Annotated in this window: 19 protein-coding genes; 13 read left to right on the top strand and 6 right to left on the bottom strand. The window is 63.5% G+C overall.

Annotation, left to right across the window (positions count from 1 at the left end; genetic code table 11):
- Positions 1–92 precede the first annotated feature (92 nt).
- Positions 93–1,100: a rhodanese-related sulfurtransferase gene (locus NO932_RS01425; RefSeq protein WP_309209246.1), complete on the top strand. Its 1,008-nt coding sequence runs from the start codon at positions 93–95 to the stop codon at positions 1,098–1,100.
- A gap of 3 nt (positions 1,101–1,103) precedes the next feature.
- Here NO932_RS01425 and NO932_RS01420 read toward each other — a convergent pair whose 3' ends face one another.
- On the bottom strand, positions 1,104–1,595 hold the full coding sequence (locus tag NO932_RS01420; protein ID WP_309209245.1) for a MarR family winged helix-turn-helix transcriptional regulator: 492 nt from the start codon (positions 1,593–1,595) through the stop codon (positions 1,104–1,106).
- 297 nt (positions 1,596–1,892) lie between these two features.
- Between NO932_RS01420 and ectA the strand changes: the two genes are divergently transcribed.
- From ectA to NO932_RS01395, 5 genes are all read left to right on the top strand, one after another.
- Positions 1,893–2,453, top strand: coding sequence for a diaminobutyrate acetyltransferase (ectA, locus tag NO932_RS01415; RefSeq protein ID WP_309209244.1), 561 nt, complete (start codon positions 1,893–1,895; stop codon positions 2,451–2,453).
- A gap of 61 nt (positions 2,454–2,514) precedes the next feature.
- Complete coding sequence (gene ectB / locus NO932_RS01410; RefSeq protein WP_309209243.1) at positions 2,515–3,795, top strand: diaminobutyrate--2-oxoglutarate transaminase; 1,281 nt, start codon at positions 2,515–2,517, stop codon at positions 3,793–3,795.
- 17 nt (positions 3,796–3,812) lie between these two features.
- Positions 3,813–4,214 (top strand): ectoine synthase, encoded by a 402-nt coding sequence (locus NO932_RS01405; RefSeq protein WP_309209241.1) that lies wholly within the window; start codon positions 3,813–3,815, stop codon positions 4,212–4,214.
- A 38-nt stretch (positions 4,215–4,252) separates the two neighbouring features.
- Positions 4,253–5,179, top strand: a complete 927-nt coding sequence (gene thpD / locus NO932_RS01400; protein ID WP_309163162.1) for an ectoine hydroxylase — start codon at positions 4,253–4,255, stop codon at positions 5,177–5,179.
- A 57-nt stretch (positions 5,180–5,236) separates the two neighbouring features.
- Entirely contained in the window at positions 5,237–6,685 is a 1,449-nt protein-coding gene (locus NO932_RS01395; RefSeq protein ID WP_309209240.1) for an aspartate kinase, read from the top strand.
- A gap of 121 nt (positions 6,686–6,806) precedes the next feature.
- Here the strand turns inward: NO932_RS01395 and NO932_RS01390 are convergent, their stop codons facing one another.
- A complete protein-coding gene (locus tag NO932_RS01390; RefSeq protein ID WP_309209239.1) occupies positions 6,807–7,478 on the bottom strand; it encodes an RluA family pseudouridine synthase in 672 nt (223 codons plus the stop codon).
- Between the two features lie 142 nt (positions 7,479–7,620).
- On the opposite strand from NO932_RS01390, the gene NO932_RS19345 reads away from it, so the two are divergent.
- The 4 genes from NO932_RS19345 to NO932_RS01370 all read left to right on the top strand — a co-directional run bounded on the left by NO932_RS19345 (position 7,621) and on the right by NO932_RS01370 (position 16,169).
- Positions 7,621–8,517 carry a transglycosylase SLT domain-containing protein gene (locus NO932_RS19345; protein WP_375142810.1) on the top strand — a complete coding sequence of 299 codons (897 nt, stop codon included), beginning with the start codon at positions 7,621–7,623 and terminating at the stop codon, positions 8,515–8,517.
- A gap of 160 nt (positions 8,518–8,677) precedes the next feature.
- On the top strand, positions 8,678–10,579 hold the full coding sequence (locus NO932_RS01380; protein ID WP_375142902.1) for an autotransporter assembly complex family protein: 1,902 nt from the start codon (positions 8,678–8,680) through the stop codon (positions 10,577–10,579).
- On the top strand, positions 10,576–14,925 hold the full coding sequence (locus NO932_RS01375; protein ID WP_309209237.1) for a translocation/assembly module TamB domain-containing protein: 4,350 nt from the start codon (positions 10,576–10,578) through the stop codon (positions 14,923–14,925). Before NO932_RS01380 ends, NO932_RS01375 begins: the two co-directional genes overlap by 4 nt.
- Positions 14,926–15,272: 347 nt before the next feature.
- Complete coding sequence (locus NO932_RS01370; protein ID WP_309209236.1) at positions 15,273–16,169, top strand: hypothetical protein; 897 nt, start codon at positions 15,273–15,275, stop codon at positions 16,167–16,169.
- A gap of 59 nt (positions 16,170–16,228) precedes the next feature.
- Here NO932_RS01370 and NO932_RS01365 read toward each other — a convergent pair whose 3' ends face one another.
- Together NO932_RS01365 and NO932_RS01360 are read right to left on the bottom strand one after the other, a co-directional pair.
- Positions 16,229–18,532: a methyl-accepting chemotaxis protein gene (locus NO932_RS01365; protein WP_309209235.1), complete on the bottom strand. Its 2,304-nt coding sequence runs from the start codon at positions 18,530–18,532 to the stop codon at positions 16,229–16,231.
- Positions 18,533–18,719: 187 nt separating this feature from the next.
- A complete protein-coding gene (locus NO932_RS01360) occupies positions 18,720–20,939 on the bottom strand; it encodes a methyl-accepting chemotaxis protein (protein ID WP_309209233.1) in 2,220 nt (739 codons plus the stop codon).
- A gap of 326 nt (positions 20,940–21,265) precedes the next feature.
- Between NO932_RS01360 and NO932_RS01355 the strand changes: the two genes are divergently transcribed.
- Positions 21,266–23,071, top strand: a complete 1,806-nt coding sequence (locus NO932_RS01355; RefSeq protein ID WP_309209232.1) for a metallophosphoesterase family protein — start codon at positions 21,266–21,268, stop codon at positions 23,069–23,071.
- A 48-nt stretch (positions 23,072–23,119) separates the two neighbouring features.
- Here NO932_RS01355 and NO932_RS01350 read toward each other — a convergent pair whose 3' ends face one another.
- Positions 23,120–23,611: a division plane positioning ATPase MipZ gene (locus NO932_RS01350; RefSeq protein ID WP_309209231.1), complete on the bottom strand. Its 492-nt coding sequence runs from the start codon at positions 23,609–23,611 to the stop codon at positions 23,120–23,122.
- Positions 23,593–23,988 (bottom strand): division plane positioning ATPase MipZ, encoded by a 396-nt coding sequence (locus tag NO932_RS01345; RefSeq protein WP_309209230.1) that lies wholly within the window; start codon positions 23,986–23,988, stop codon positions 23,593–23,595. Before NO932_RS01345 ends, NO932_RS01350 begins: the two co-directional genes overlap by 19 nt.
- 186 nt (positions 23,989–24,174) lie before the next feature.
- Here NO932_RS01345 and NO932_RS01340 point away from each other — a divergent pair, with 186 nt between their 5' ends.
- Both NO932_RS01340 and sppA read left to right on the top strand, forming a co-directional pair.
- Positions 24,175–24,678: a GNAT family N-acetyltransferase gene (locus tag NO932_RS01340; protein ID WP_309209229.1), complete on the top strand. Its 504-nt coding sequence runs from the start codon at positions 24,175–24,177 to the stop codon at positions 24,676–24,678.
- A gap of 41 nt (positions 24,679–24,719) precedes the next feature.
- Positions 24,720–25,643: a signal peptide peptidase SppA gene (gene sppA, locus NO932_RS01335; RefSeq protein WP_309209228.1), complete on the top strand. Its 924-nt coding sequence runs from the start codon at positions 24,720–24,722 to the stop codon at positions 25,641–25,643.
- Positions 25,644–25,649 lie beyond the last annotated feature (6 nt).

Genomic DNA, 25,649 nt, shown 5'->3' with positions numbered 1-25,649 from the left:
TCTTTTTTCCTCGATGGCCGAACGGTCGGCGGAACCTATCGCCTCGCGGGCCGGACTGGCAAGGGCGCGGCGGGAGTGATAGAGGACGCGCCATGACCGAACATGCCTTTACCGTCGTTGCCCTTTATAAATTCGTCGACCAGCCGGACTTTGCCGACCTCAAGGCGCCGCTGGCCGAATTCTGCTGCGCGCGCGCGATCAGGGGCACACTGCTGCTGGCGCCCGAGGGGATCAACGGGACGGTGGCGGGCAGCGCCCAAGCCATGCGGGAACTGGTCGGCTGGCTGGAAGACGGAAACATCTTTGGCGGGCGGTTCCGGGGAGCGGAGATCAAATATTCCTACGCGGATGCCCAGCCCTTTCACCGCATGAAGGTGCGGCTCAAATCCGAGATCGTGACGCTTCGGGCCCCCGAGGCCAATCCGGGCAGGCAGGTGGGCACCTATGTGGCGCCCGAGGACTGGAACGATCTGATCGCGCAAGAGGATGTGATCGTCATCGATACGCGCAACGATTACGAGGTGGCGCTGGGGACGTTCGCCAATGCGCAGGACCCCGGGACCGTAACGTTCACCGAGTTCAAGGACTATGTGGCCTCCCAGCTCGACCCGGCAAAGCACAAGAAGGTGGCAATGTTCTGCACCGGAGGCATCCGGTGCGAGAAGGCGTCATCCTATATGCTCTCGCAGGGGTTCGAGGAGGTGTTTCATTTAAAAGGCGGCATCCTCAACTACCTCGAGAACGTGCCCGAGGATCAGAGCCTCTGGCAGGGAGAGTGTTTCGTTTTCGACGAGCGGGTGGCGGTGGGGCATGGGCTCAGAATCGGGGACGCGCAATTGTGCCGGGCTTGCCGGCAGCCGCTGACGCCCAGTGATCGTGAGCGGCCCGAATTCATCGAGGGCGTGCAGTGCCACCATTGCGCCGGCGAGGAGAATGCCGCAAAGCGCGCCGCGGCGGCGGAACGGCAAAGGCAGATGGAACTGGCGGCGGCGAGGGGCGAAGCGCATCTGGGGGAAGATGCCAAGGCGATAGCCGAAAGGCGGCGGCTGGCGAGCAAAGCCAAACGTGAGGCCGACAGGGCAAAGAACACGGCCGGATAGGCCTCAATGCTCCTGTTCGACCCTGGGAGCCAGGACAGGATCGGAGGTGAGGACGGCGGCGGCCTCGTCCTCGGCGCCCAGCATGTCGGCGACGCGTTCGAGCGCTGAAATCAGCATGAGCTGTTCCCATTCGGCGAGTTTCGAGAACGCCGCATGAAACTGCGCATGGGCGCCGTCGGGCGCGATGTCGAGCACCTTGCGGCCCTTATCGGTGAGGCTCAGCCAGACCTGGCGGCGATCGGCCTCGCCCTTGCGGCGGACGATCATGCCCAGGGCTTCGAGCTTATGGATCAGCGCCGTGGTGGTTGCCTGGGTGATGCCCATGCGGGCTGCCACCGCCCCGGCGGTGTGCTCGGCGCCATCGTCAAGGAGCTGCAGGAAGACGAGCTGGGACGGGGTCAAACCCGTCTCGCGCATCAGCGCCTTGGAATTGAGTTCGGTCTTGCGCAGGATCTTGCGCAGCGCCGATAGCGCGGTTTTTGTCGGGGCTTGCACGGCGCGGTCTGACTCCAGCGATAGGTCGCTTATCCTCTTACCTTCGCTTGCTCCCACTCCCAAGCCTCCTTCAGGCGCGCAGCGACTAAATCATTTTGATTATACTAATTAATTTTAGAATCGGCAATATGGTGCGCGAGCCAATCCACATGTCGCAAAAATATCTTTTACAGCGTTGAAGCGCCCATTATCCGGGCGATTGCGCCGGATACACCGTGGTTCGGAACCTCTGCAGCGGTTGACAATTAGTTTGATAAATCTAACTATCTGTCGCGAACGCAACGGAGGCAATCACCAATGGAACTCGCCGCAGCGAGCAACACCGATGTGACCGCCGGGCCGCGCGCCGCCGTCACGATTCGCAGCCCCAGGCGCGAAGACGGCGCAGCCGTATGGCAATTGGTGGCCGATACGGCGTCGCTCGACGACAATTCGATGTATTGCAATCTGCTCCAATGCAGCCATTTCGCCTCGACTTGCGCGGTCGCGGAGATGGATGGCGAAATCGTGGGCTGGATTTCGGGCTATATCCCGCCCGAGCACCCCGACACCTATTTCGTCTGGCAGGTGTGCGTGGCTGAAAAGGCACGCGGACGGGGCTTGGCCAAGCGGCTGATCAACGCCGTGCTGGCAAGGCGCGTCTGCGCCGATGTGCGCCGCATCCAATCAACGATCACCAGCGACAACAAGCCCTCATGGGCGCTGTTCAGTTCGGTGGCCGAGACGCTGGAGGCCGATCTGGCGCGCCAGGCCCATTTCAAGCGCGACACCCATTTCGCCGGCAAGCACGACACCGAATTTCTGGTGACCATCGGACCGTTCGAGCGCGAGGCGCTGCCGGTCCGGTCCGCCGCCTGACATCCCCATGCGCCTTCCGCTGATTCCCAATTCTGCCGTCCCACAAAGGAGACAGGGCACGATGACTGCTACCCATGAAACCTTCGATCGCGTCGAGAGCCAGGTGCGATCCTATTCGCGCAGCTTCCCCAAACTCTTCAACAAGGCCAAAGGCGCGACTATCTTTGGCCATGACGGGCGCGAATATATCGATTTTCTCGCCGGCTGCTCCTCGCTCAATTACGGGCATAACGACCCCGACATGCAGGCCGCGCTGGTGGACTATGTGACCGCCGACGGCATCACTCACGGGCTCGACATGTTCACCCAGGCCAAGGAGCAGTTCCTTGCCGCCTATGAGGAGATCGTCCTCAAGCCGCGGGGCATGGACTATAAGCTCATGTTCACCGGCCCCACCGGGGCCAATGCGGTGGAAGCTGCGCTCAAGCTCGCCCGCAAAGTGACCGGCCGCACCAATGTCATCGCCTTTACCAATGGTTTTCACGGCATGACGCTGGGCGCGCTGGCCGCGACGGGCAATGCCGGCAAGCGCAATGGCGGGGGCGTCGATCTCAATGGCGTTTATCGCGCTCCGTTCGAGGGCTATTTCGGCCCCGATGTCGATACCGCCGACATGCTCGAGCAGATGCTGGACGACCCCTCTGGCGGCATCGATGCGCCAGCGGCGATCCTTGTCGAGCCGGTGCAGGGCGAAGGCGGTCTCAACGCCGCGTCGGGCGAATGGCTCAAGAAGATCGAGCAGATCGCGCGCAAGCATGGCGCGTTGCTGATCCTTGACGACATCCAGGCCGGGTGCGGTCGGACGGGGACGTTCTTCTCGTTCGAGGAATTCGGGCTGTCCCCCGATATCATCACCCAGGCCAAATCGCTCTCGGGCATGGGCCTGCCCTTCGCCTTGACGCTGATCAAGCCCGAGCACGACATCTGGAAGCCGGCCGAGCACAACGGCACCTTCCGGGGCAACAATCATGCCTTCATCACCGCCCGGGTGGCACTCGAAAAGTTCTGGCATACCGAGGCTTTCGCCAATTCGGTCAAGGCCAAGGGCGAGCACCTCAAAACCCGGCTGGGTGCGATCGCCGCCCGCTACGGGCTGAACCTACGCGGCCGTGGCATGATGATGGGCATCAACACCGAGGCTGGGGAAACCGCTTCGGCCATCTGTGCCCGGTGCTTTGAAAAAGGCCTGATCATCGAGACCTCTGGCGGCCATGACGAGGTGGTCAAGGTGCTCTGCCCGCTGACCATCGACATCGCGCTGCTCGACAAGGGACTCGACATCATCGAGGACGCTTTCGAGGCCGTCCTTGCCAAGGATGACGCTCGCGCTGCCGCCGAATAAAAACAAAGGAGACGACAATGATTGTTCGCGATCTCGAAGAGGCCCGCAGGGGCGACCGGCTGGTCAAGGCCGACGGTTGGGATTCCACGCGCCTGCTGCTGGCGGGCGACGACATGGGCTTTTCCTTCCACATCACCCGCATCGCGACCGGGACCAGCCACGAGTTCCACTACAAGCATCATTTCGAAAGCGTCTATTGCATTTCGGGCGATGGGGAGATCGAGGAACTCGATACCGGCAAGGTCCACCAGATCAAGCCCGGCGTCATGTACGCGCTCGACAAGAACGACCGCCACCGGCTGACGGCGCGCGAGGAACTGGTCCTTGCCTGCTGCTTCAACCCGCCGGTGACCGGCACCGAAGTGCACCGCGAGGACGGCTCCTACGCGCCGGCTGAAGAGTTCAAGCAGAGCGCCTGAGCCGGAAAATCAAACCGAACCAAGGAGTAGAGGAAGCAATGACACTCTCTGCAGTTCACGACCGATCTGACATCTATCCCACCCGCCAGGCGCAGGAAGCCTGGCTCGAACGCAAGGACCCGGTGTTCTGGGGGCAATGGAGCCCGCAGGCGCCGTTGACCCGCGCCCAGACCGAGGAATTCGACAAGAACGGCTTTCTGATCCTCAAGAACGTCTTTTCCCCCGCCGAGGTGGCAAAGCTTCAGGAGGAATCGCGGCGCCTGCGCTCGGGCGAAGCGCAGCTCGCATCCGACAATGTGGTGACCGAGCCCGGTTCGGACGCGGTGCGCACCATTTTCCGGCTCGAGGACGAAAGCGCGCTCTTTAACCGCATGGCGCGAGACGAGCGGATCGCCGGGAAGGTAAAATTCCTGCTCGATGACGATCTCTACCTTCACCAGAGCCGATTGAACTACAAGCCCGGTTTTACCGGCAAGGAATTTTACTGGCACTCGGATTTCGAGACCTGGCACGCCGAGGACGGCATGCCGCGCATGCGCGCGATTTCCGCATCGGTGCTTCTGACCGACAATGACGCGCTCAACGGCCCGCTGATGCTGATGCCCGGATCGCACAAGCATTATGTGTCCTGCGCCGGGGAGACGCCGGAGGACAACCACAAATCCTCGCTCAAAAAGCAGGAGATCGGGGTTCCGAGCCCGGAAGCGCTGACCGAATTGGCCCAGAAATTCGGCATCGAATATGCCTCGGGCAAGGCCGGAACGGTGATCCTTTTCGAATGCAACACCATGCATGGCTCGAACGGGAACATCACGCCCTTCCCGCGCTCGAACGCGTTCTTCGTCTATAACGCCTGGTCGAACAAGGTCGAAGAGCCCTTTGCTGCCCCGAAGCCCCGCCCGGCCTTTCTGTCGAGCCGCGATCCGCAAGGGCCGATCGAGATCGTTTCCGGCCCCATCCAATAAAACACTTCTCCGGGCCCATCGGCCCGGAACCGACCCCGACACAATCGGAGGCATCAATTGACGACACAACATCCTCACACTGTCGAAAAGATCGGCGGCACGTCCATGTCGCGCAGCCACGAACTGCTCGACACCGTGCTCATCGGCAACCGGACGGGCGACGCGCTCTATAACCGCGTCTTCGTCGTTTCCGCTTATGGCGGAATGACCGACGCGCTGCTCGAGCACAAGAAATCGGGGGAGCCTGGCGTCTATGCCCTGTTTGCCAGCGCCGAGAACGGCTGGCAGTGGGGTGATGCCCTGTCGGCGGTGGCTGCGAAAATGGTCGAAAAGAACGCCGAGATCTTTGCCGATCCGGCGCGGCGGGAGGAAGCCGACAGCTTCATCCGCGAGCGGATCGAGGGCGTGCGGTCCTGTCTCATCGATCTGTCGCGGCTGTGTTCGTTCGGACATTTCCAGCTCGAAGCGCATCTTTTGACGGTGCGCGAAATGCTCTCGGCGCTGGGCGAGGCGCAATCGGCGTTCAACACGGCGCTGCTGCTCAACCAGCACGGGGTCAATGCGCGGTTCGTGGACCTGACCGGCTGGCGGCAGGACGGTGCCTTGCCGCTCGACGACCATATCGCGCGCCAGTTCGAGGGGATCGACCTTGGCCGCGAACTGCCCATCGTCACCGGCTATGCCCAATGTGCCGAACAGCTCATGAAGACCTATGACCGGGGGTATTCGGAGGTGACCCTGTCGCGGGTGGCAGTGGTGACCGGCGCGGCCGAGGCGATCATCCACAAGGAATTTCACCTCTCCTCGGCCGACCCCAAGCTCGTGGGCGCCGATAAGGTGCAGGTGATCGGGGAGACCAATTACGATGTCGCCGACCAGCTCTCCAATATGGGGATGGAGGCGATCCATCCGAGGGCGGCGAAATCGCTGCGCCAGGCGGGCATTCCGCTGCGGGTGACCAATGCGTTCGAGCCCGACCATCCGGGGACGGTGATCATGAGCGACCTTGCGCCCAAGATGCCGGGGGCAGAGATCGTGACCGGTCTCAAGGGCGTGTTCGCGCTCGAATTTTACGACCAGGACATGGTGGGGGTTAAGGGGTATGACGCCAAAATCCTCGAGGCACTGACCCGGCACAAGGTGTGGATCATCTCGAAAACCTCGAACGCCAACACCATCACCCACTATCTCAAGGGCTCGATGAAGGCGATCAAGCGGGTGGAGACCGACCTTACCGAGGCCTTTCCCACGGCGACGATGACGCTGCGCAAGCTGGCCATGGTTTCGGCGATCGGGCGTGATCTGTCGGGCTGCCGCATCCTGCCGCGCGCGATCGCCGCGCTCGACGAGGCGGGAATCGAGCCGGTGGGGATCACCGACATGGTGCGCAAGGTGGACCTGCAGGTGATGGTCGAGGAAGACGATTTCGACGCCGCGGTGATCGCCTTGCATAAAGGGCTAGTGGAAGCGCCCGAGGCGCGGGCCGAAGTCAGGCGCGCGGCTTAGAGCATTTCCGCTTTTCTCCGAATCGCTTCAATGCTCTAAGTCCTTGTTTTGTCGCGTGTCCGAACCGCAAAACCGTTTCCATCCCCGGCCAAGCCGGGGACATGCTTTTACTGGACACGCTCTAAAAGGGCGGCTCGGAACGGAAGACGATCGGCTCGCCGCCGCGCGGGTGGCGGAAGCCTAGTTCGGCGGCGTGGAGTTGCAGCCGGTCGGCTGCGGCCAGCGCTTGGCCGGTGGCGTAGAATTGGTCGCCAAGGATCGGGTGGCCGATTTCTTTCATATGCACGCGGAGCTGGTGCGTACGGCCGGTGATGGGGGTGAGCGCGACTCGTGTCACCCCGTTTTCGCGGCCGATCACCCGCCAGCGGCTCTGGGCCGGACGGCCGCGTTCATAATTGACCTCCTGGCGGGGCTTGTTTTCCCAGTCGGTGGCGAGCGGCAGGTCGACAAGCCCTTCGTCCTCTTCCACATGTCCCCAGACGCGGGCGATATAGAGCTTGGTGGTCTGGCGATATTCGAACTGCTTGCCGATATGGCCATGGGCCGCCTTGTGCTTGGCCATGACAATGATGCCCGAGGTGTCCTTGTCGAGCCGATGGATGGTTCCGGCGCCGGGGAAGCGTTCCAGGGCCCGGGATTGCAGGCTGTCGAAAAGCGCGGGATCCTTGCCCGGAACGCTCAGCAAACCCGAGGGCTTGTTGAACACCACGATGTCCTCATCCTCATGGATGACGTCGAGCCAGGGCTCGCGCGGCGGGTCGTAGTCGAAGGTCTTGGGCATGGGTTCGAGCATGGGCGGTGCTGTACCAGCATTCGGGCGGCCAGGAAAGTTTGCGCTCTGCCATGCTCTGGCCCCTATTTTGCCACAAGCGCTCCCATTATTGTGAGGGGTGTGCTAGGCGCACGTCAGGGTCAACGTCTCTTTTTCGGGTCTCATGCTTGCAAAACGGCTGATCGCGCTGTTTGCCGCACTCATTATCGGGTGTTCGGTTTCCCCTGCCCAGGCCCAGAGCCATACCCGCGAGCAGATCGAAGTTCTCGCCCAGTATTATGCGCAATATTACGGCGTGCCGCTGGAGCTGGTGCGGCGGGTGATCAACCGCGAAAGCACGTTCAACCCTTCGGCCCGCAACGGCCCCTATTACGGGCTGATGCAGATCCTGCCGGCCACCGCCCGCACCATGGGGTTCAGAGGCGAGCCGTCCGACCTGCTCAATGCGGAAACCAACCTGATCTACGCCGTCAAATATCTGCGCGGCGCCTGGATGCTGGCCAATGGCAGCCATGACAGGGCGGTGCAGCTTTATGCCAAGGGCTATTATTACGAGGCCAAGGCGGCCGGGCTGCTCGAGGAAACCGGATTGCGTCCCGGACCGGCAACGCCAGCCACTCCTGCCCCGCCGCAATTTGCAGCGCCCGTTGTCGCCGCGGTAACGCCCGCTCCGGCAGAGGCGGCGCCGGCTGCAGATCCGATCCAGGTGGCAGCGATCGAGGAAGAAGCGACCATCGCGCCACTCGGCTTCCTGCCGCCAGCCCGTCCGATGGGGCTTGAAGCACCGGAGGACGTCTCGTCCGAGGCCAACGAGGCGCTGGTCGCGATTGCCGCTGCCGAAGCGCCGCCGGCCCTGCCCGCCCGTCCGGACGTTGCCGCCGAGCCCGAAGATGCCGCGCCGCAAATGGCCGAGGCACAGGAGCCGTCCGAGACCGAGGAACCGGTGGCTGTCGCCGCGGCCTCGCCCGAGGAGGAGATCGTCGATGAGCTCCGTCCGTCCGTGGATCTGGTGGCCAGCACTTTCGCACTGCTCGATTCGACCGCTTCCGCCCGGCGCTGACCGTGCCCTGGCTGCGACAATGCAGCCACAATCGAACCACAAAGGCGTCCGCCAGGGTTTTCATTAGGGACCGGTGTGCTAGGCTTTGGTTCAAATTGGAGCTTTTGGGCTCCGGCCCGACGGAATGGATAGTGTGGATTGCGTACCAGCCGTGAAAGCCATCAAACGCCATAGCCTTGTTGCTCTGTTTGTTGCCGGCACCACGCTGGCTGGCCCCGCGCAGGGGTTCGAGCTGTTCGGCATCCAGTTCTTCGGCTCGGAGGCTGAGGATGCTGCCGAGGCGGTGATCGCCGATCCGCGCACCTATACGCTGACCTTCGAAACCGGCGCCGAGGGCGAAGTCGACGGGGCATTGCGGGGAGCTTCGAACCTTTGGGGCGACCGCGAGGAGCCAGCTTCGGGCGTTGCGGGGCTTTTGGCCAAGGCACGGGGCGATTATGCGCGCATGACCGGCGCGCTCTACAATCTTGGCTATTATGGCGGGGCGATCTCGATCCTGGTGGGCGGGCGCGAAGCCTCGTCCATTCCGCCCGATGCAACGCTGCCCGAACCCGTCGATATCGTCGTCACTATCAATCCGGGACCGCAATTTACCTTCGGTACCCTGCGGATCGCCAATCGCGCGCCCGGCCCGGTGCCGCCCCATGACGAGGTCGAGCCGCCCGAAGAGATCGGGTTCGTGACCGGAGGGGTGGCCCGGGCTACGATCGTGGCCCAGGCCGAGCAGCGGCTGGTCGAGGCTTGGCGCCAGCTCGGCTATCCCAAGGCGGCGATCGCGTCGCGCGATGTCATTGCCGATCATCCCAGCCGCACGCTGGAGGTTTCGATCACCGTCGATCCGGGCGCTTATGCCGCCGTCGGGCCGATCGGTGTGCAGGGGACCGAACGCATGGACCCCCAATTCATCGTGCGCCAGACCGGATTGGTGCCGGGCGCGGAAACCGACCCGGACGATCTCGATCTCGCCCGCGAACGGTTGACCCGGCTGGGCGTGTTCCGCTCGCTGCGGATCGAGGCGGCCGAAGCGGTGCCCGCCAACGGATTGCTGCCCTATCAGATCATCGTCCAGGAGCAGGCGCTGCGCCGCTTCGGCATTGGCGCCAGCTATGGCACGCTCGACGGGCTGGGTGTCGAGGGCTATTGGCTGCACCGCAATCTTTTCGGCCAGGCCGAGCGCTTGCGGCTCGACGCGCGGGTGGCCGGGATAAGCTGGCCGATCGAAACCGAAGAGTTCGATTACGCATTCGGCGGCACCTTCACCAAGCCGGGAATCTTTACGCCCGACACCGACCTTGTCGCTTCGATCAGCGCCGATCGCTCGGTGCTGCCGCTTTATACGGAAAATTCGGTGCAGGGCCGGGTGGGGATCGAACAGCTCTTTACCGATACGATATCGGGGGGCGTGGGCGTCCAGTTCCAGCATTCCTATTTCGAGGATGACGAAACATTCGGCGATCGTACGTTCACCACCGCCGGGCTTTACGGACGCGGCGTGTTCGACAGCCGCGATTCCGACCTCGATCCCACCGAGGGCTTCTATATCGAGGGGACCATCGATCCGCTCTATGAGTTCGAATACGAAAACACCCTGGTGCGCGCAACGCTGGAGGGACGCACCTATTTCGGGTTCGGGGAGGACGACAACATCGTGCTCGCCGCCCGTGTGCGCGCCGGAGCCCTGGCCGGCCCGTCGCTCTCGGAAATCCCGCCCGACCTGTTGTTCTTTGCCGGCGGCGGGGGTTCGGTGCGCGGCTATGCCTATCGCTCGATCGGGGTCGATGACGGCGCGGGCAATGTCACGGGCGGGCGCTACCTGCTCGAAGGTTCGCTCGAGGCGCGGATGCGGTTCAACGACCAGTTCGGGGGCGTGGCTTTCCTCGATGGCGGCTATGTGGCCGCCGATACCTTCCCCGACCTCGAGGAACTCAAGCTCGGCGCCGGTGTGGGCATCCGCTATTACACAGCGCTAGGCCCGCTGCGGCTCGATCTGGCGCTTCCGCTGAACAAGGGCGAGGATGACCCCGATTACGCGCTCTATGTGGGGATAGGACAATCGTTTTGAGGCGCATAGCTGCCATTGCCATCACGCTTTTCGCACTTGCCGTGCCCCAGCTTGCCCTTGGGCAGGAGCCGGCCGAGGGCGAGAGCCTGATGGACGTTCTGGCGCGCGCCACTCAGCTCAACGAATCCGAGCAGCGCTCGTTTCTGGTCCAGTTCGTCGAGGACCGCATTTCCACCCCGGACCGGCAGATCCGCCTCAACGGCATCAATGGGGCGCTTTCATCCAATGCCTCGATCGACCAGATCACCATTTCGGACACCGAAGGCATCTGGCTGATCATCGAAAACGCGGCGCTGACCTGGGATCAAGGGGCGCTGGTGTTCGGACGGCTGGAAATCCAGTCGCTTTCGGCCGACTCCATTGCCTATATCCGCAATCCCGTTTCCACCGAAGAGCCGGCGGCACCCTCGCCGGAAGCCGGGGGCTTTTCGGTTCCGGAATTTCCCGTGGCGGTCATCCTCGAGAGCCTTTCCATTCCCTCGGTGCGGTTCGGGGAACAGGTGTTCGGGCTGGGGTCGGAAATATCATTGGCCGGCGCCATGACGCTGGAAGGCGGCGCGATCGACGCCCAGCTCGATATCGAACGCCGCGATGGGCCGGGCGGATCGCTCGATCTGGACCTGCAATATGCCAATCAGAGCCAGGAAATCGATCTCGGGCTGAACCTTATAGAGCCGGAAAACGGCATCATCGCCAATTTGCTCAACATCCAAGGGCGTCCCGAAATCGCATTGGGATTGACCGGGGCCGGGCAGATCGAGAACCTCGATGTCGAACTGACGTTCGATGCGGACGGAAATCGCATTCTTTCGGGCACGGGAACGCTCGACCAGGGCACCGAAGGGCTGATGATGGCAGCCGACCTGCAAGGCCCGCTCGCCGACATCCTGCCCGCCGTCTATAGCGACTTTTTCGGGACCAATACGGCGCTCTCGCTCAACGCCCTGTTGCGGGACGCGGGCGGGTTCGAAATTTCCGACCTGTCGCTCACCGGCGGCTCGCTTTCGCTGTTCGCCAATGCGGCGACCACCGAGGACGGGTTCTTGAACCGGCTCGATATCAGCGGCCAGATCGACAATGCCGATGAGGCAAAGGTCGTGCTTCCGGTGCCCGGCGCCTCGACGCGACTCGAGAGCGCGCATTTCAATGTCGACTACGGCACCGACGGCTCTGAGGATTGGGCAGGGCAATTGGAAATCCTCGGCTTCGAAACCCCCGATTTTGGTGCCGACAGTCTGGTGCTCAACGCTTCGGGGGTGGCTGCCGATCTCGAAGATCCCGCCAACCGCCGCGTCACCTTCAATGGCGACGGCATGCTCGACGGCGTCGTTTCCTCGTCCGAAGAGATTTCCCAGGCGCTGGGATCCTCGATGAGCCTCGGCATTGCCGGGCTGTGGGAAGCGGGCCAGCCGATTACGCTGGCGCAACTGATCCTTGCCGCCGAGGCGCTGGACCTGGAGATGGCCGGACAGATCGCCGATGCGGTCTTTACGGGCGATATCAACCTCTCTACCCAATCGATCGCGCCGTTCTCCGGCCTTGCCGGGCGCGAGCTTTCCGGCGCGGTGATGCTGGTGGCCAATGGCACGCTCTCCCCGCTGATCGGGGGGTTCGATCTGACGCTGGATGGCACCGGCACCGATCTGGCCGTCGACGACCCCGTGGCCGATAACCTTCTCGCCGGCACCGTCGATCTGTCCGGGCGCATCGCGCGGTCTGAGGCGGGACTGGAAGCGCGCGATTTCCGCATCGCCAACGATCAGGTCGAACTGGTGGCCGACGGCACCTATGCCACAGGCGAGGCCGATTTCGCGTTCGATGTCGCGCTGGCCGATCTGGCGCTGATCGATCCCGAGGCCAGCGGACGGCTGGTGGTGACCGGCACGGCGCAAGGCAGCGAGGGGACGATCGCGCTGGTTGCCGATGCCGATATCGCCGAGGGCATGCTGGCGGGCCGCACGCTGCGCAATGCCAATATCGGGTTTGACGGCATATCGAATGAAGACGGGCTTGTGGGAACGCTTGCCGGATCCGCCTCGCTCGATGGGTTCAACATCACGCTGTCGAGCGGGATCGACAGTTCGGCCGAAAGGCTGCTGCTCTCCGATATTGCCTTCGAGGCGCCCGGCACCACGCTAAGCGGCGATCTCACGCGCTATGCCGATGGACTGCTCGAAGGCCGGCTGACGCTGGATGCCCCCAATATCGAAACCGCCGCAGCCCTGGCGCTTGTCGAGGCGAGCGGATCGGCCGATGCCGATATCGTCCTCACGCGGGCGGCCGAAACGCAAGAGGCTGAAATCACCGCCGCGCTCGAGGGGGTCGTGTTCGGCGACATTTCGGTGGGCGATGCCGATGCCCGCGCGGTGGTGGCCGATCTGTTCGGAGTGCCGGTGATCGACGGGTCGGTTACGGGCAGTCAAATCGTTGCTGCGGGCACGACGGTGGAAACGCTCGACCTTACGGCCTCTTCCAGCGACGCGATCACGCGATTTTCCGGCAGCGCGGCGCTCAATGGGGGCACCGGGGTCAATCTTGTCGGCTTGCTGGAGCCGATCGAAGACGGCTATCGGGTGGCGCTCGACAGCTTCCGGCTGGCGCAGGGAGAGCTTTCCGCTTCCCTTGCCCAGCCTGCCGAATTGACCGTGGCCGGGGAGGCAGTCTCGTTTTCGGGGATCGAGCTGGCCGTGGGATCGGGACGGATTTCGGCCACCGGCAGCGCGGGACAAACGCTCGATATCGATCTCGTCATCAATGCCCTTCCGCTCAATATCGCCAACACGGTCGTGCCCGATCTGGGACTGGCGGGCACCGTTTCGGGCAATGCGCAGATCTCGGGCGAAGCCACCGACCCCAATGCCAGCTTTACGATTGACGCAAGCGGTATCAACGCCACGGCGATCGCCGACTATGGCATCGCGCCGCTGTCGCTTTCGGCGCGGGGCCGGTTTGCCGATGGAACGGTAACCCTGGCCCAGGTGCGAGCAGCGGGCTCGGGCGGGCTCAACGCGACCGCGCAGGGAACGATCCCGCTGTCGGGGTCCGGGCTCGATATCGCCATCGACGGCTCGGCGCCGCTTTCGCTGGCCAATCGGTTCGTCGCCGACCGGGGCGCGCAGGTTTCGGGTAACGCGACGTTCAACGCGCGGGTGACCGGGCGGCTCGACAATCCGCAATTTGGTGGCACGGTTTCCGTGGCCAATGGCGAATATATCGATCCGGGCCTGGCGCTGCGGCTGGTGGGGATCACCGGCAGCGCGACGCTTTCGGCGGAGAGGGCGACGATCAATTCGCTCACCGCCGATCTGGCGACCGGCGGGTCGGTTTCGGCATCCGGCTATGTGGGGCTCGATGCGGGGCTCACCTCGGACATCGGCATCACCTTCAACGAGGCACGCTATGCCGATGGCTATCTGGTGGTGGCGACGCTCAACGGCGCCATCCGGCTTTCCGGACCGATCGCCAATGGCGGCACGCTGGGGGGCAATATCGACATCGAGCGTGCCGACATTACAGTTCCCGACGGGTTCGGCGGCGCGGTGGGCGTCATAGACGTCGATCATGTGCGGCCCCCCTCCCCCGTCGCGGCGACGCTGGCGCGGGCGCGGATCGATCAGCGCGCCTCGAGCGCGGGAACGCCAACGAGGCCGCTCGCCCTCAACCTCACCATTTCGGCGCCCAACCAGGTGTTTATCCGCGGACGCGGGCTCGATGCGGAAGTGGGCGGCGCGGTGCAGCTTGGCGGCACCATTGCCGACATCCAGCCGGTTGGCGGGCTGGAGCTGATCCGGGGCCGGCTCTCCATTTTGGGCCAGCGCATCGATTTCGACGAAGGTTCGGTGACCCTGATCGGGGACATGGACCCCTTCATCAATCTCGTCGCCCGCACCGAGGGCAACGACATCACGGTGATCGTCACCGTCTCGGGCCGGGCGTCGGCCCCTGAAGTGACCTTCACCTCCGATCCCATGCTGCCCCAGGACGAAGTGCTCTCGCGCCTGATCTTCGATCGCAGCGTGGGCGATCTGTCGCCTCTCCAACTCGCCCAACTCGCCGCAGCCGCCGCTGAACTGGCGGGCGGGGGCAGCGGATCGGGGTCGCTGCTCGGTTCGCTGCGCGAGGCGGCGGGGCTCGACGATCTCGACATCGTCACCGATGAAGAGGGCAATGCGGCGGTGCGCGCCGGGGCCTATATCGACGATAACATCTATCTCGGCGTTGAAACCGGCACCGAAGAGAGCCGGGTGACCATCGATCTGGAAGTCACCGAACAGCTACGCGCCCGCGCATCCACCAGCACCGACGGCAATTCGGGGCTGGGCGTCTTTTACGAGCAGGATTACTGAGCGCTACCCGCTCCGTGCCCATTGGAACTTTCGGGCTTTGCCGAACCTTATCCTAGCACTCGGTCAAGACGCCGCGTGGCGGCGGAAGGATAGGTTCATGTTCAAGGGCTTACTGCTCTGGATGATCGGCATTCCGCTGCCGCTCGTCATTTTATTGCTGATTTTCGTGCTCTGACCGCCCCAGCGCGTCGGACCGCTGTTTCCATCCACAAGAGACGCCCCTTGCCCGGGGCAGATACGGAGAATTCGAAATGAACGCCATCATCTATCTCGTCGGTCTGGTCGTTATCGTCATGGCCATCCTTTCGTTCATCGGGCTGGCTTGAGCCAGACGGGGGGACAAAACCATGACAACAGTAACTCCCGTCGAGCCCGCCGCCGCTCAGGAAACTTCCTCCTATGTCGACTGGCCTGCCATTCTCGCCGGTGGCGTCGTCGCCGCCGCCATCTCACTGGTGCTTCTCGCCTTCGGCTCGGCCGTGGGACTTTCGCTCACCGATCCGTTCGGACGTGAGGGCGTCTCTCTGTTCTGGATCGCGGTGGCCATGGCCCTCTGGGTGGTCTGGGTGCAGGTGTCTTCGCTGATGATCGGCGGCTATCTCACCGGGCGGATGCGAAAGCGCAATTATGACGCCACCGAAGAGGAATCCGATATCCGCGACGGTTTCCATGGCCTCCTGGTCTGGGCAACTGCCGTTGTCATCACCGCCATTCTGGCACTGGGCGGCCTGGGAACCCTGGTCAACAGCGTGGGTGCGGCGGCAGGCGGGATCGCCCAGGGCGCAGGCGCCGCCGCCGGGGGCGCGATTACCGAAGCTGCCGAGGACGCACCGTTCCAGTCGAGCATCGATCGGCTGCTGCGGACACCCACGACCGAGGGCGACGCTGCCGCAACGCGGGATGAAGTGGGCCGAATCCTGGTCGAGGGTGTGACCGGCGAAGGCATTTCCGAGGACGACAGGGCCTATCTCGCCCAGCTCGTTGCCGCGCGCACCGATATGAGCCAGGAAGAAGCGCAGGCACGGGTGGACGAAGTCATCGCCCAGGCGCAAGCCATTCAGGACGATATCGTTGCCGCCGCCGAACAGGCCCGCCGTGTGGCCATTCTGGGCGCGTTCCTCACCGCGGCATCTCTAGCGGTCGGCGCGGCAGGCGCCTGGTTTGCCGCCGTGGCCGGAGGCAACCATCGTGACACCCATACGGTAACCGCGTTCTTTGCCCGCCGCCGTCCGCCAGTCGTTTAAGTAAGCGACGAAAAAGCCCCGCCCGAGCGGGGCTTTTTTTGCAATGTTGTGGATGCGCCCTAGACGGCTTTACGCGCAAGCCCGTCGCTGAAATCGGCGGCGGTTCCTTCTTCGAGGGCTTCATCCTCCTCCCATTGAAGGCTGTCTTCGCGCTCAAAGGCATCAAGGGTAAAGCTCGCGATGATGCCGTCGAGCGTTGTGACCTGTCCCTCGGTCTGCTCGATCGCCGCATTGGTTTCTTCCACCAGGGCGGCGTTATGCTGGGTCATCTCATCGAGCTGGCGCACGGCGGACGAGACCTCGGAGATGGCCGAGGCCTGTTCCTGGCTCGCCGAGGAGATCGTCTGCATGATCGCCGCGTTTTCAATCACCGCATCGCGGATTTCGCGCAGGGTTTCAGCGGCCTGGGAGACGAGCCTGGCGCCGCCGCCAACCTCGCTGGCGCTCTGTTCGATCAGCGCCTTGACCTCCGAGGAGGCCTCGGCCGCGCTTTGGGCGAGGCGGCGGACTTCGACGGCGACGACGGCAAAGCCCTTGCCCGCTTCCCCGGCCCGCGCCGCTTCCACCGAAGCGTTGAGGGCCAGAAGATTGGTCTGGAAGGCGATGTCATCGATCATCTTGATGATGTCGGAAACCTTGGCCGACGAGGTGGTGATCCGCTCCATGGCGGCATTGGCCTTTTCCATCACCGCGCCGCCCCTATCGGCGAGACCGGCAGCGGCGCGGGTCTTGGCCAGCGCATCCTCGGCCTTCCTGGCGTTGTCGGAAACGGTTGCGGCGAGCTGTTCCATGGCCGCCGAGGTTTCCTCGACCGTCGCGGCCTGGCGCGTAGTGCGCTCGGAAAGGTCATTGGCGCCCGATAGGATCTCGCCGGTCGCCTGTTTCAGCGCTTGAGAGGTTTGCTTGAGCCGGCTCACCACATCGGTGAAGGTATCGGCCATCGCGTTGGTATCGGCCTTGAGTTGCGCGAAAGCACCCTCATAGTCCCCATCGACCCGCAGGGAGAGATCGGCGGCGGCCATGGCGGAAAGCACCTGGCCGGTTTCGGTGAGGCCACGATCCACGGTTTCCATGACCAGATCGACGCTGCGGGCAAAGCTTGCCAGTTCGAGATCATCATATCGCGTTTCGATGCGGCGGGAGAAATCGCCGGCGACGGCGGCCGATACCACGTCCCGGATGCGCGCCTGGAGATCGGCGCGCAAGCGGTGTTCCTCGGCCTCGCGTTCGGCCGCCCGCGCCTTTTCCGCATCCATGGCGCGCATGGCGCGACTGTTGTCGCGGAAGACGGTGAGGGCCTCGATCATCTGCCCGACTTCATGACGCTGCCGGTTATCGAGCTCGAGGTCGAGATCGCCATCGGCAAGCTGGCGCATGCGATCCGCGATCGCCTTGATGGTTCCCGAAAGGCCCCGGCCGATAAAAACCGCGAGGGTGGTCCCGAGGATGAGGACGGCAATCCCGGCAATCAGAACGACATTGAGCGTGGTTCGGGCGAGCGCCTCGCCGGTGGGGCCCAGCGCATCCTGGCGCGCCTGGACCGAGGCGAGCATGGCGCCAAAGGCCTGCTGCATCTGGGGGCCGAGCACATCGAGCTCATCGCTCATCACAGCATTGCGGGCCAAAATCGCTTCGGCGGCGGTGTCGGCATGCGCCATATAGACGTCCAGTGCTTCCATCATGCGATTGGCGGTCGCCTTTTGCGAATTCGAGATCACCGCATCATGGAGGGCCTGCAGATTCTCCCTGGCGAAGCTGGCGTTCTGAGCGGCAAGCTCCAGCCGGGCCGGATCGGCGGTCAAGAGGAACTGCTCGACCTCGAACTGGGTGAGTATGGTGGCCTGCACGCCGAAGCCCGCAGCGCCCGTGGCGTTGAAATTGCCACTCACCGCGCGCAGCGCTGCGGTGGCATCCTCGCGCAGGCCGTCACCAACGGCGCGCAGTTCCACCACAGTCGCGTCAATCTGCGCTTGCACCTCCGTCATGCGGGCAAAGGCCGCCTCATAGGCCTGGGCGGAGACGGCAAAATCCTCGATGGCAGCTTCGGTCTCGGGGTCAGCGGTAAACAGCGCCATGGTTTGCGCGTCCTGCGCCTGCAGGCTGGCGATGGCCTGGGCCAGCGACTGGGCTTTTTCCGCCGACGTCTCCAGCCGATAATCGAGATCGGCCAGCCGGGCGGCCGAGAGCTGCTCGACGAAGCCGGAAATCGCAACGGTCTGGCGCGCGGCCACGCGATACTCGGAAAAGGTCTGCGAAACGGCGCTGACGCCGAAATACGCAAATGCGACAATGGCTGCCAGCAGCGCGATCATTGCTCCGAACGAAGCATAGATGCGCTGGGCGACGCTTAGTTTGGACAGCATGAATGCCCCCTCGTCCACCAAGACTTGGAGCAGTAAGCGGCTGGAAAGTTAAGGAACACTCAATTGTCGCAGCGCTCGCGCCGAAATACTGACTATTTCGGCGACAAGCGCGAGTGTTGCTTAAAAACGGGGCAACCTAACCGGCCCAACTGGTGAAAATTGCCGGAGTGCATGCAGTTGGGTCAGGTCAGCTGGCGCGGGCCAAAAGCGGTGCGACTTCGAACTCGTCCGTCTCTGCCGGGCTGAGCTGGAAAGATTCGACGATCGCATCGAGATCGCGGGCCTGTGCATCGGTCTGAGCCACGGCCGCGTTGGTTTTTTCAACAAGGGCCGCGTTCTGCTGGGTGATGACATCGAGCTCGCGCACGGCAGCGGAAACCGATTGGATGGCGCCGGCCTGGTCGCGGCTTGCCGCCGACATCTCGGTCATGGTGCTGGCGTTCTCGGTCACCATGGCCATGATGGCGGCAAGGCGTCGAGCCGCTTCGGCCACGAGCTTGGACCCGTCTTCGACTTCCCGGCCCGATTGGGCAATCAACTGCTTGATCTCGTCGCCTGCCTGGGAGGCCGATTGCGCGAGGCGGCGCACCTCGACCGCGACCACGGCAAAGCCCTTGCCCGCTTCGCCGGCTCGCGCCGCCTCGACCGAGGCGTTGAGGGCGAGAAGATTGGTCTGGAAGGCGATGTCGTCGATGAGCTTAACGATCGAAGCAATCTCTTCGGCCGATTTGGTGATCCGGCCCATGGCGTCCGTGGCCTGCAGCATCACGGCCTCGCCTTCGCCCGCCATGGCGGCGGCCGATTCGGCAGAGCCGGCCATGTCCTCGGCTCGGCGGGCGTTGGCGCTCACTGTTGCCGCCAGTTGCTCCATGGAGGCCGCTGTCTCTTCGATGGTGGCGGCCTGGCGGGCAGTGCGCGCCGAAAGATCATGGGCCCCGGAAAGAATCTCCTGGGTCGCTGCCTTCAGCGTTCCCGCGCTCGCCTGCATCTGCGCGACCACCGACGCGAAGCGCTCGGCAAGAGCGTTGGTGTCGGTCTTAAGTCGATCGAAGGCGCCACGGTAGTGCCCGGTCATGCGGGCCGAAAGATCGTCTGCCGCCAGCGCATTGAGCACGGCGCCGGTTTCCCCGATTCCCCGATCGACGGTTTCAACAAGAGCGTTGACGGAGCCAGCAAGGGCGTCGAGTTCGGCACGGCCGAAATCATGCTCGATGCGAGCCGAGAAATCGCCATCGGAAGCGGCAGCGACGACGCGCTGGATATCGCTCTGCAGCGTCTGGCGCAGGGCGTTGGCTTCGGCCTCGCTGCGGCGGGCGGCCTCCGTCTCGCTGTCCATGGCGCGCATGGCGCGGCCGTTGTCGCGGAAAACGACAAGCGCCTGGGTCATCTGCCGGAACTCGGTTGCCTGGCTAACGAGCGCGATCTCGCTCTCGAGATCGCCGCCGGCAATCCCCTCCATCGCTTCGGCCGTGCGGCGCACCGAATGGGAAATCCAGCGGGCCATGGCGATGGCAAGGCCAGCCGAAAGAACGAGAATTGCGCCGCCCAGAAGAATGGCCAGCCATTGCGTGCTTTCAGCCTGCCGCTGCGCCGCCGTTCCAGCCTCCGCCTGCAGCGCGGCGGCATCAGCCACCACGGCGGAATAGGCAGTGGCCAGCGCTTCGTCGATCCGATCATGCTCAACCTGATCGGCAGCACGCAGCGAGAAGGCGTCCCGGACGATATCGAGCTGGTCGAGATAGCTTTGGGTTGCCGTGATCGTTTCATCGACGCGGGCTATATCGTCGGTGCGGTAAAAGACCGAACGCAGATCGGCAAGGGTGGTGAGGGCCGCCTGGGAGGCCTGGGTGGCATCGGCAAGGCTCATCTCGGCCTGGTCGTCCTCAAGTCCAGTGGCGGCAAGCCGCGCGGTCAGGACATGCTGAATGGCCAGCCCGGAAATGGCGGCGGCGCGCGCGTTGAGATTGGCCGATTGCGAGGTCTGGGCGATCAATTCGCCCAGCGTTGCGGTTGCGGCCGCACCCAGGCGTTCCATTTCAGCCCGGGCGGCTTGCGCAGTCGCGTCGCGGTCCAGAATTGCCGCCGTCTGCTCGGCATATTGGGCAAAGAGCTCGCCATCTTCACCAGCAAGGTTCTGGCCGGTCTGGAGGACATCGAGAGCCTGCTCGACCGCCACCGCATCTTCCGGCGCGCGGGTGCGGTCATATTGAGCGAAGGCCAGGCGCGCGGTTTCGAGATGATCGAGCACTTCGGTTGCCGTCGTGACTCTTCCAGCCGCTTCGCTGAAGCCTTGCAGGCTGGAGCGCGTCGATTGCATGCCGGTCACCGCAAGAAGCAGCAGACACAACATAAGTCCGATGATTGCGCCGAAAGCGGCATAGACCCGATTGGCAACGGAACTGCGCATACCCAGCATCAACAAGCCCCTTCTGGCGGCATGACATCAAACTGGGGCTGTGCTCTAGAGGGCGCGGGTTAACGGTAGACAAATTTGAACGTCATTGCATTGTCATAAACAAGCGGGCTTGGCGGCAAAGCAAGGCGTCCGGCGATTTTGCGAAGAATTTGCGAAAAATCAGCCGAAATTTGTGACAAAGCCAGCGTGCGGATTCGGCAAAACCTTACCCGCAACACCAGCCTTTATTCCCGGAAGCGGTTTGGTCTGGCTGCCGTCATGGGCATGTCATTGGCGGCGGTTATGCGACCCTGGCCTTTGCCGACTGGGAGCCTGCCATGAACCATCCACACCGACTGATAGTGCCCGCGACGCTCGCGGCGATCCTCTCGCTCTTGCCCGCCATCGCCCATGCCGATGTCATTGCCGAGACGACCGAAGCGATCAAGGAACGGTTCCTGGAAACGCTCGAACCCCAAGAGATCACCCAGGCCGAGCCTGGCGATTTCGAAGCGCTGCTGACCGGTGAGGAACGCGCGCTTTTCGCCCAGGGCTATATCAGCTTCGAAGTGGACGAGCCCGTCACCGTCTATATCTTCCGCGACGCGCGGCTCGATGAAGTGGGCGAGCCCTTCTGGCTCTACGAAGAAGGGTTCGAAAAGACCGAATTTTCCGCCGAGGCCTATCAGCAGGATTTCGACGTCTGGACCCGCGACTATCCCGCCGGCGAGATCGGGCTGGGCGTCCACGCCCTGCGCGTGGTGCGCGAGCACTATTTCATCGGCGTCACTCCCCAGGGCGAGATCGGGGAAGCCGAAGTCGCTAACATCGAGCCCGACTACCTCGAGGCAGGCGTGCTCGAACAGGGCGCCCTCACCTATGTGGACCGCACGGTGACGCTGGATGCGATCTCACCCGAACTCGAGGGCATGACGCTGGTGCGCACGCCGTCCGATCGACGCCCGGCCGCCGCCATCTACGGCGCCTTCCACGAAACCGATTATCCGGCGAGCGCGACGCCCGACCAGATTTTCCTCACCATCACCGAGGACCCGCGCGATTCCATCGCCGTCAACTGGCGCACCGACACCAGCGTCACCGAACAGGCCGTGGCTCTGTGGGAAGCCGACGATTACAATTCCCCGAACCGTTCCGAGCCGCGCATCATTGCCGCCGAAACCGTGCTGGTCGAAAGCCCGCGCGTGGTCAACCAGCGGGAAGTCCATCGCCACAGTGCGCTTGTCGAGGATCTCGAGCCCGGCACCCACTATGTCTACGCCGTGGGGTCCGAGGAGGCCGGCTGGTCTTCGGTCGCCGAGTTCGAAACCGCCCGCAATGGCGAACACCCGATGAGCTTCATCTATATCGGCGATGTCCAAGAAGGGTTCCTGCGGTTCGAAAGCGTCATGGACGCCGCCCTGCGCGAGCGCCCCGATGCCGATCTTCTGGTGTTCGGCGGCGATCTGGTGAGCCGTGGCAATGATGCCGATCAGTGGGACGAATTCTTCGCCGCCCTGGGCGATGCCGGCCGCTCGATCCCGCTGGCGACCATTCCGGGCAATCACGAATACCTGCCCGATAACGACCCCTACACCTATCGCAACCTGTTCCGCCTGCCCGACAACGGCCCCGAGGGCATGCCGTCGGGGCTGGCCTATTCATTCGAATTCGGCGGCAACACCTTCGTGATGCTCGATTCCAACGAGTGGAATGGCGAACAGGCCGAATGGCTGCCCGAAGTGCTCGGCGATGCCGATGACGATTTCACCTTCGTCTTCACCCACCACGCCGCCTATACCTCGCGCCCGGGCCGCTATTATGCCGGCGTCACCGAGAACTGGATGCCCATCTGGGAAGAAAGCGGCGTCGTCTCCATGGTCTTCCAAGGTCACGATCACGCCTATACGCGCACCTACCCCATGCTCGATGGGGAAATCTCCGATGCCGACGATGGCGGCATCTACTACGTGCTCTCGAGCGCGGGGGACAAATTCTACGAGATCGAGGACCACGACTATATCGAGTTGGCCGTCGAGGAAACGCAGATGTTCCAGGTGATCGACGTCATGCGCGACGACCGCGTCATCTACCGCGCCTTCGACGTGGATGGCGACGAGCACGACCGCGTGGAAATCGAAAAGTAGGCCGCCGATATACGTAAGGGCCGCCCGCGAGAGCGAGCGGCCTTTCGCTTAGGCCGAAAGCTGCGCGGCTTTCGCCGGCTCGTTATCGGCCACCGGCACCGGCAGCCGCACCGGCAGGCGGAGCGCTGCCACCAGGCTCCGATATTCCTGGCGCGCATTGACGTGCGACATGGATGGTGTCGCCCCCAGCAGCTCGGCTTCGAGCGGATCGAACACCGTCATCCCCAATTTGAACAGCGAGCGGAAAATCACCCGCTCGGCGATCCCGTCCGCCACCCGGCAGCCCAGCCGCTCGGCGATCCGTTCCACGGTCTGCTGCACCTCGCTGGCATTGCGCGAACCGAGATTGGAGATGCGGTTGCGCACCAGCACCCAATCGGTCATCTGCCCGGTGCGCTCAAGCCGGTCGGCGCGCGCTGCTTGCACATTGCGCGAATAAGGGCTGGTCTGGATCGGCTCGCCGGTCTTTTCGTCGAACCGCGCCAGCACGTCCAGATCGATCATGGAATCGTTGAGCGGGGTCACCAGCGTATCGGCCATGCCGTGAGCGGCGCGGGCCAGGTTGCAGTCGAAACGGGCGTATCGATGACGATGAAATCCACCTCCTCGCGCAGTCCCGCCAGCGAGCGGTCGAAGATCTCGCGCTCGGCGACCTGGTTCTCGCTGATCGAATCCCCCCAGGCGGTGGGGATATAGAGATGCTTGGGCAGCGGAATGTCGCGCTTGGCTGTATCCACCGTGGCTCGTCGGTTGCGCATATAGCGGGTCAGCGTCTGCTGGCGGCTGTCGACGTCCACCGTCCCCACCCCATAGCCCTGATGCAGCAGATAGACCGCCAGATGCAGCGCCGTGGTCGATTTGCCCGACCCTCCCTTTTCATTGCCCACCGCAATGATGTGCGCGCCAGAGTGCGACATGTCCGCTTCCCCAAATCAGCTTGTAGATACGGACTCTAACAGGCGCCAACATGGTTAACAGGCTCTTAATCGGCCTTGCTGACGCCGCTGCCGTGCCCCGGTTTTCAACAACGCCAACGCCTTGCCTCCGGGGCAGCCCACGGCCATAACGGTCCGAACGTTTTTCCCGGACCTAAAGCCACGAAAATGCACGCTTGGCGCCCGCTCCTTGCCTCCGACCTTCCCACCGTCTCCGCCATCGCCGAAAAGGTCCACCCCGATTTCCCCGAGGACGATGCCGTCTTTGCCGACCGGCAAGCGATCGCCCCCGCCACCTGCTTTCTCTTCGAAGACGATGATACCCCTGCCGGCTACCTTCTCGCCCATCCCTGGCGCCTGGGGCAGGTTCCCGCCCTCAACACCGTGCTGGGAGAAATCCCCGCCCAACCCGATACGCTCTATATTCATGACCTCGCCCTTCTCCCCGCTGCCCGTGGTACGGGGGCGGGGGCGGCGATCGTTGAACGCCTCGCCGGCGCCGCACGACCCCTCGGCGCCATGAGCCTTGTCGCGGTCAATCGCTCCACGCCCTTCTGGACCCGTATGGGGTTTTTCCGCTATGACGATGAGGCGCTCGTGGCCAAGCTCGCGAGCTACGATTCCGACGCGCAATACATGGTTCGCACGAGCGTGTTGGCGAACTCCGTATAGACCCGTCGATCACGCGCACAAACGCTGATCTGGACCCCGATATGGCCATTGTGGACGACCCCGTCGAAACCATCCCGGTAACCCGCTCGCTCCGGCGTTCGCGCGGCCGCTGGCGGATTTTCGCCTTTCTGGCGCTCGCCGCCGCCGTGTTTTTCGCCCTCGCGCGCTACCTGCCGGCGCTCTCGGTTCCCGGCCAAGCCATTGCGCGCATCAGTATTTCCGGCCCCATCACCACAGATCCCGAGCGCTCGGCCATGCTCTCTCGCCTGGCCGAGGACGATACGATTTCCGCGGTCATCGTTTCCATCAACAGCCCCGGCGGCACCACTGCGGGCGGCGAGGAACTCTACGAGTCCCTGCGCGAAATTGCCGAGCAAAAACCGCTGGTTAGCACCATAGGCGAGCTCGGCGCGTCGGCCGCCTATATGGGCGCCATCGCCTCGGACCATATTCTCGCCCGCAATCTCTCGATCGTCGGATCGGTCGGGGTTTACTACCAGCATGTGGACGCAGGAAATCTCTTTGATACCATAGGGATAGACCTCGACAAGGTCGCCTCGGGCGCCCTCAAGTCGGAGCCCGATTTCGACGAACCCATTACCCCCGAAATCCGCGCCTCCCTCGAAGACCTGGTCGATTCTTCCTTCCAGTATTTTATCGACCTCGTCGCCGAGCGCCGCTCGATGAATAGCCAGCAAATTCAAGCCATTGCCGATGGGCGCATTCTTTCGGGCGCCATGGCGCTCGAAGCTGGCCTGATCGATGAAACGGGCGGAGAACGCGAGGCAATTCAATGGCTTGCCGCCAATCACGAGATCGATCCCGCCCTTCCGCTCATCGATGTCTGGCCACCCCCATCGGGCCCCAACTGGCTCGATCTTATCGTCGCCCGCGCACTTGGTGATATAGGAAAGGGCTTGCCGCTTGACGGGCTTGTCGCGCTTTGGCACCCTCATGGCCCATAAAAACCT

Origin of the sequence: Pelagibacterium sp. 26DY04 (assembly GCF_031202305.1) — a bacterium.
Lineage (GTDB): Bacteria > Pseudomonadota > Alphaproteobacteria > Rhizobiales > Devosiaceae > Pelagibacterium.
The sequence above is the reverse complement of the archived record's forward strand: the minus strand, read 5'-3'. Positions and strand labels throughout refer to the sequence as shown.

Excerpts from the sequence above, each read along its gene's own strand:
- ectB (WP_309209243.1), top strand. The coding sequence starts at position 2,515 with ATGACTGCTACCCATGAAACCTTCGATCGCGTCGAGAGCCAGGTGCGA.
- NO932_RS01340 (WP_309209229.1), top strand. The coding sequence starts at position 24,175 with ATGCACGCTTGGCGCCCGCTCCTTGCCTCCGACCTTCCCACCGTCTCC.
- thpD (WP_309163162.1), top strand. The coding sequence starts at position 4,253 with ATGACACTCTCTGCAGTTCACGACCGATCTGACATCTATCCCACCCGC.
- NO932_RS01390 (WP_309209239.1), bottom strand. The coding sequence starts at position 7,478 with ATGCTCGAACCCATGCCCAAGACCTTCGACTACGACCCGCCGCGCGAG.
- NO932_RS01345 (WP_309209230.1), bottom strand. The coding sequence starts at position 23,988 with ATGTCGCACTCTGGCGCGCACATCATTGCGGTGGGCAATGAAAAGGGA.
- NO932_RS01360 (WP_309209233.1), bottom strand. The coding sequence starts at position 20,939 with ATGCGCAGTTCCGTTGCCAATCGGGTCTATGCCGCTTTCGGCGCAATC.
- NO932_RS01405 (WP_309209241.1), top strand. The coding sequence starts at position 3,813 with ATGATTGTTCGCGATCTCGAAGAGGCCCGCAGGGGCGACCGGCTGGTC.
- NO932_RS19345 (WP_375142810.1), top strand. The coding sequence starts at position 7,621 with ATGCTTGCAAAACGGCTGATCGCGCTGTTTGCCGCACTCATTATCGGG.
- sppA (WP_309209228.1), top strand. The coding sequence starts at position 24,720 with ATGGCCATTGTGGACGACCCCGTCGAAACCATCCCGGTAACCCGCTCG.
- NO932_RS01350 (WP_309209231.1), bottom strand. The coding sequence starts at position 23,611 with ATGGCCGATACGCTGGTGACCCCGCTCAACGATTCCATGATCGATCTG.
- NO932_RS01425 (WP_309209246.1), top strand. The coding sequence starts at position 93 with ATGACCGAACATGCCTTTACCGTCGTTGCCCTTTATAAATTCGTCGAC.
- NO932_RS01365 (WP_309209235.1), bottom strand. The coding sequence starts at position 18,532 with ATGCTGTCCAAACTAAGCGTCGCCCAGCGCATCTATGCTTCGTTCGGA.
- NO932_RS01355 (WP_309209232.1), top strand. The coding sequence starts at position 21,266 with ATGAACCATCCACACCGACTGATAGTGCCCGCGACGCTCGCGGCGATC.
- NO932_RS01370 (WP_309209236.1), top strand. The coding sequence starts at position 15,273 with ATGACAACAGTAACTCCCGTCGAGCCCGCCGCCGCTCAGGAAACTTCC.
- ectA (WP_309209244.1), top strand. The coding sequence starts at position 1,893 with ATGGAACTCGCCGCAGCGAGCAACACCGATGTGACCGCCGGGCCGCGC.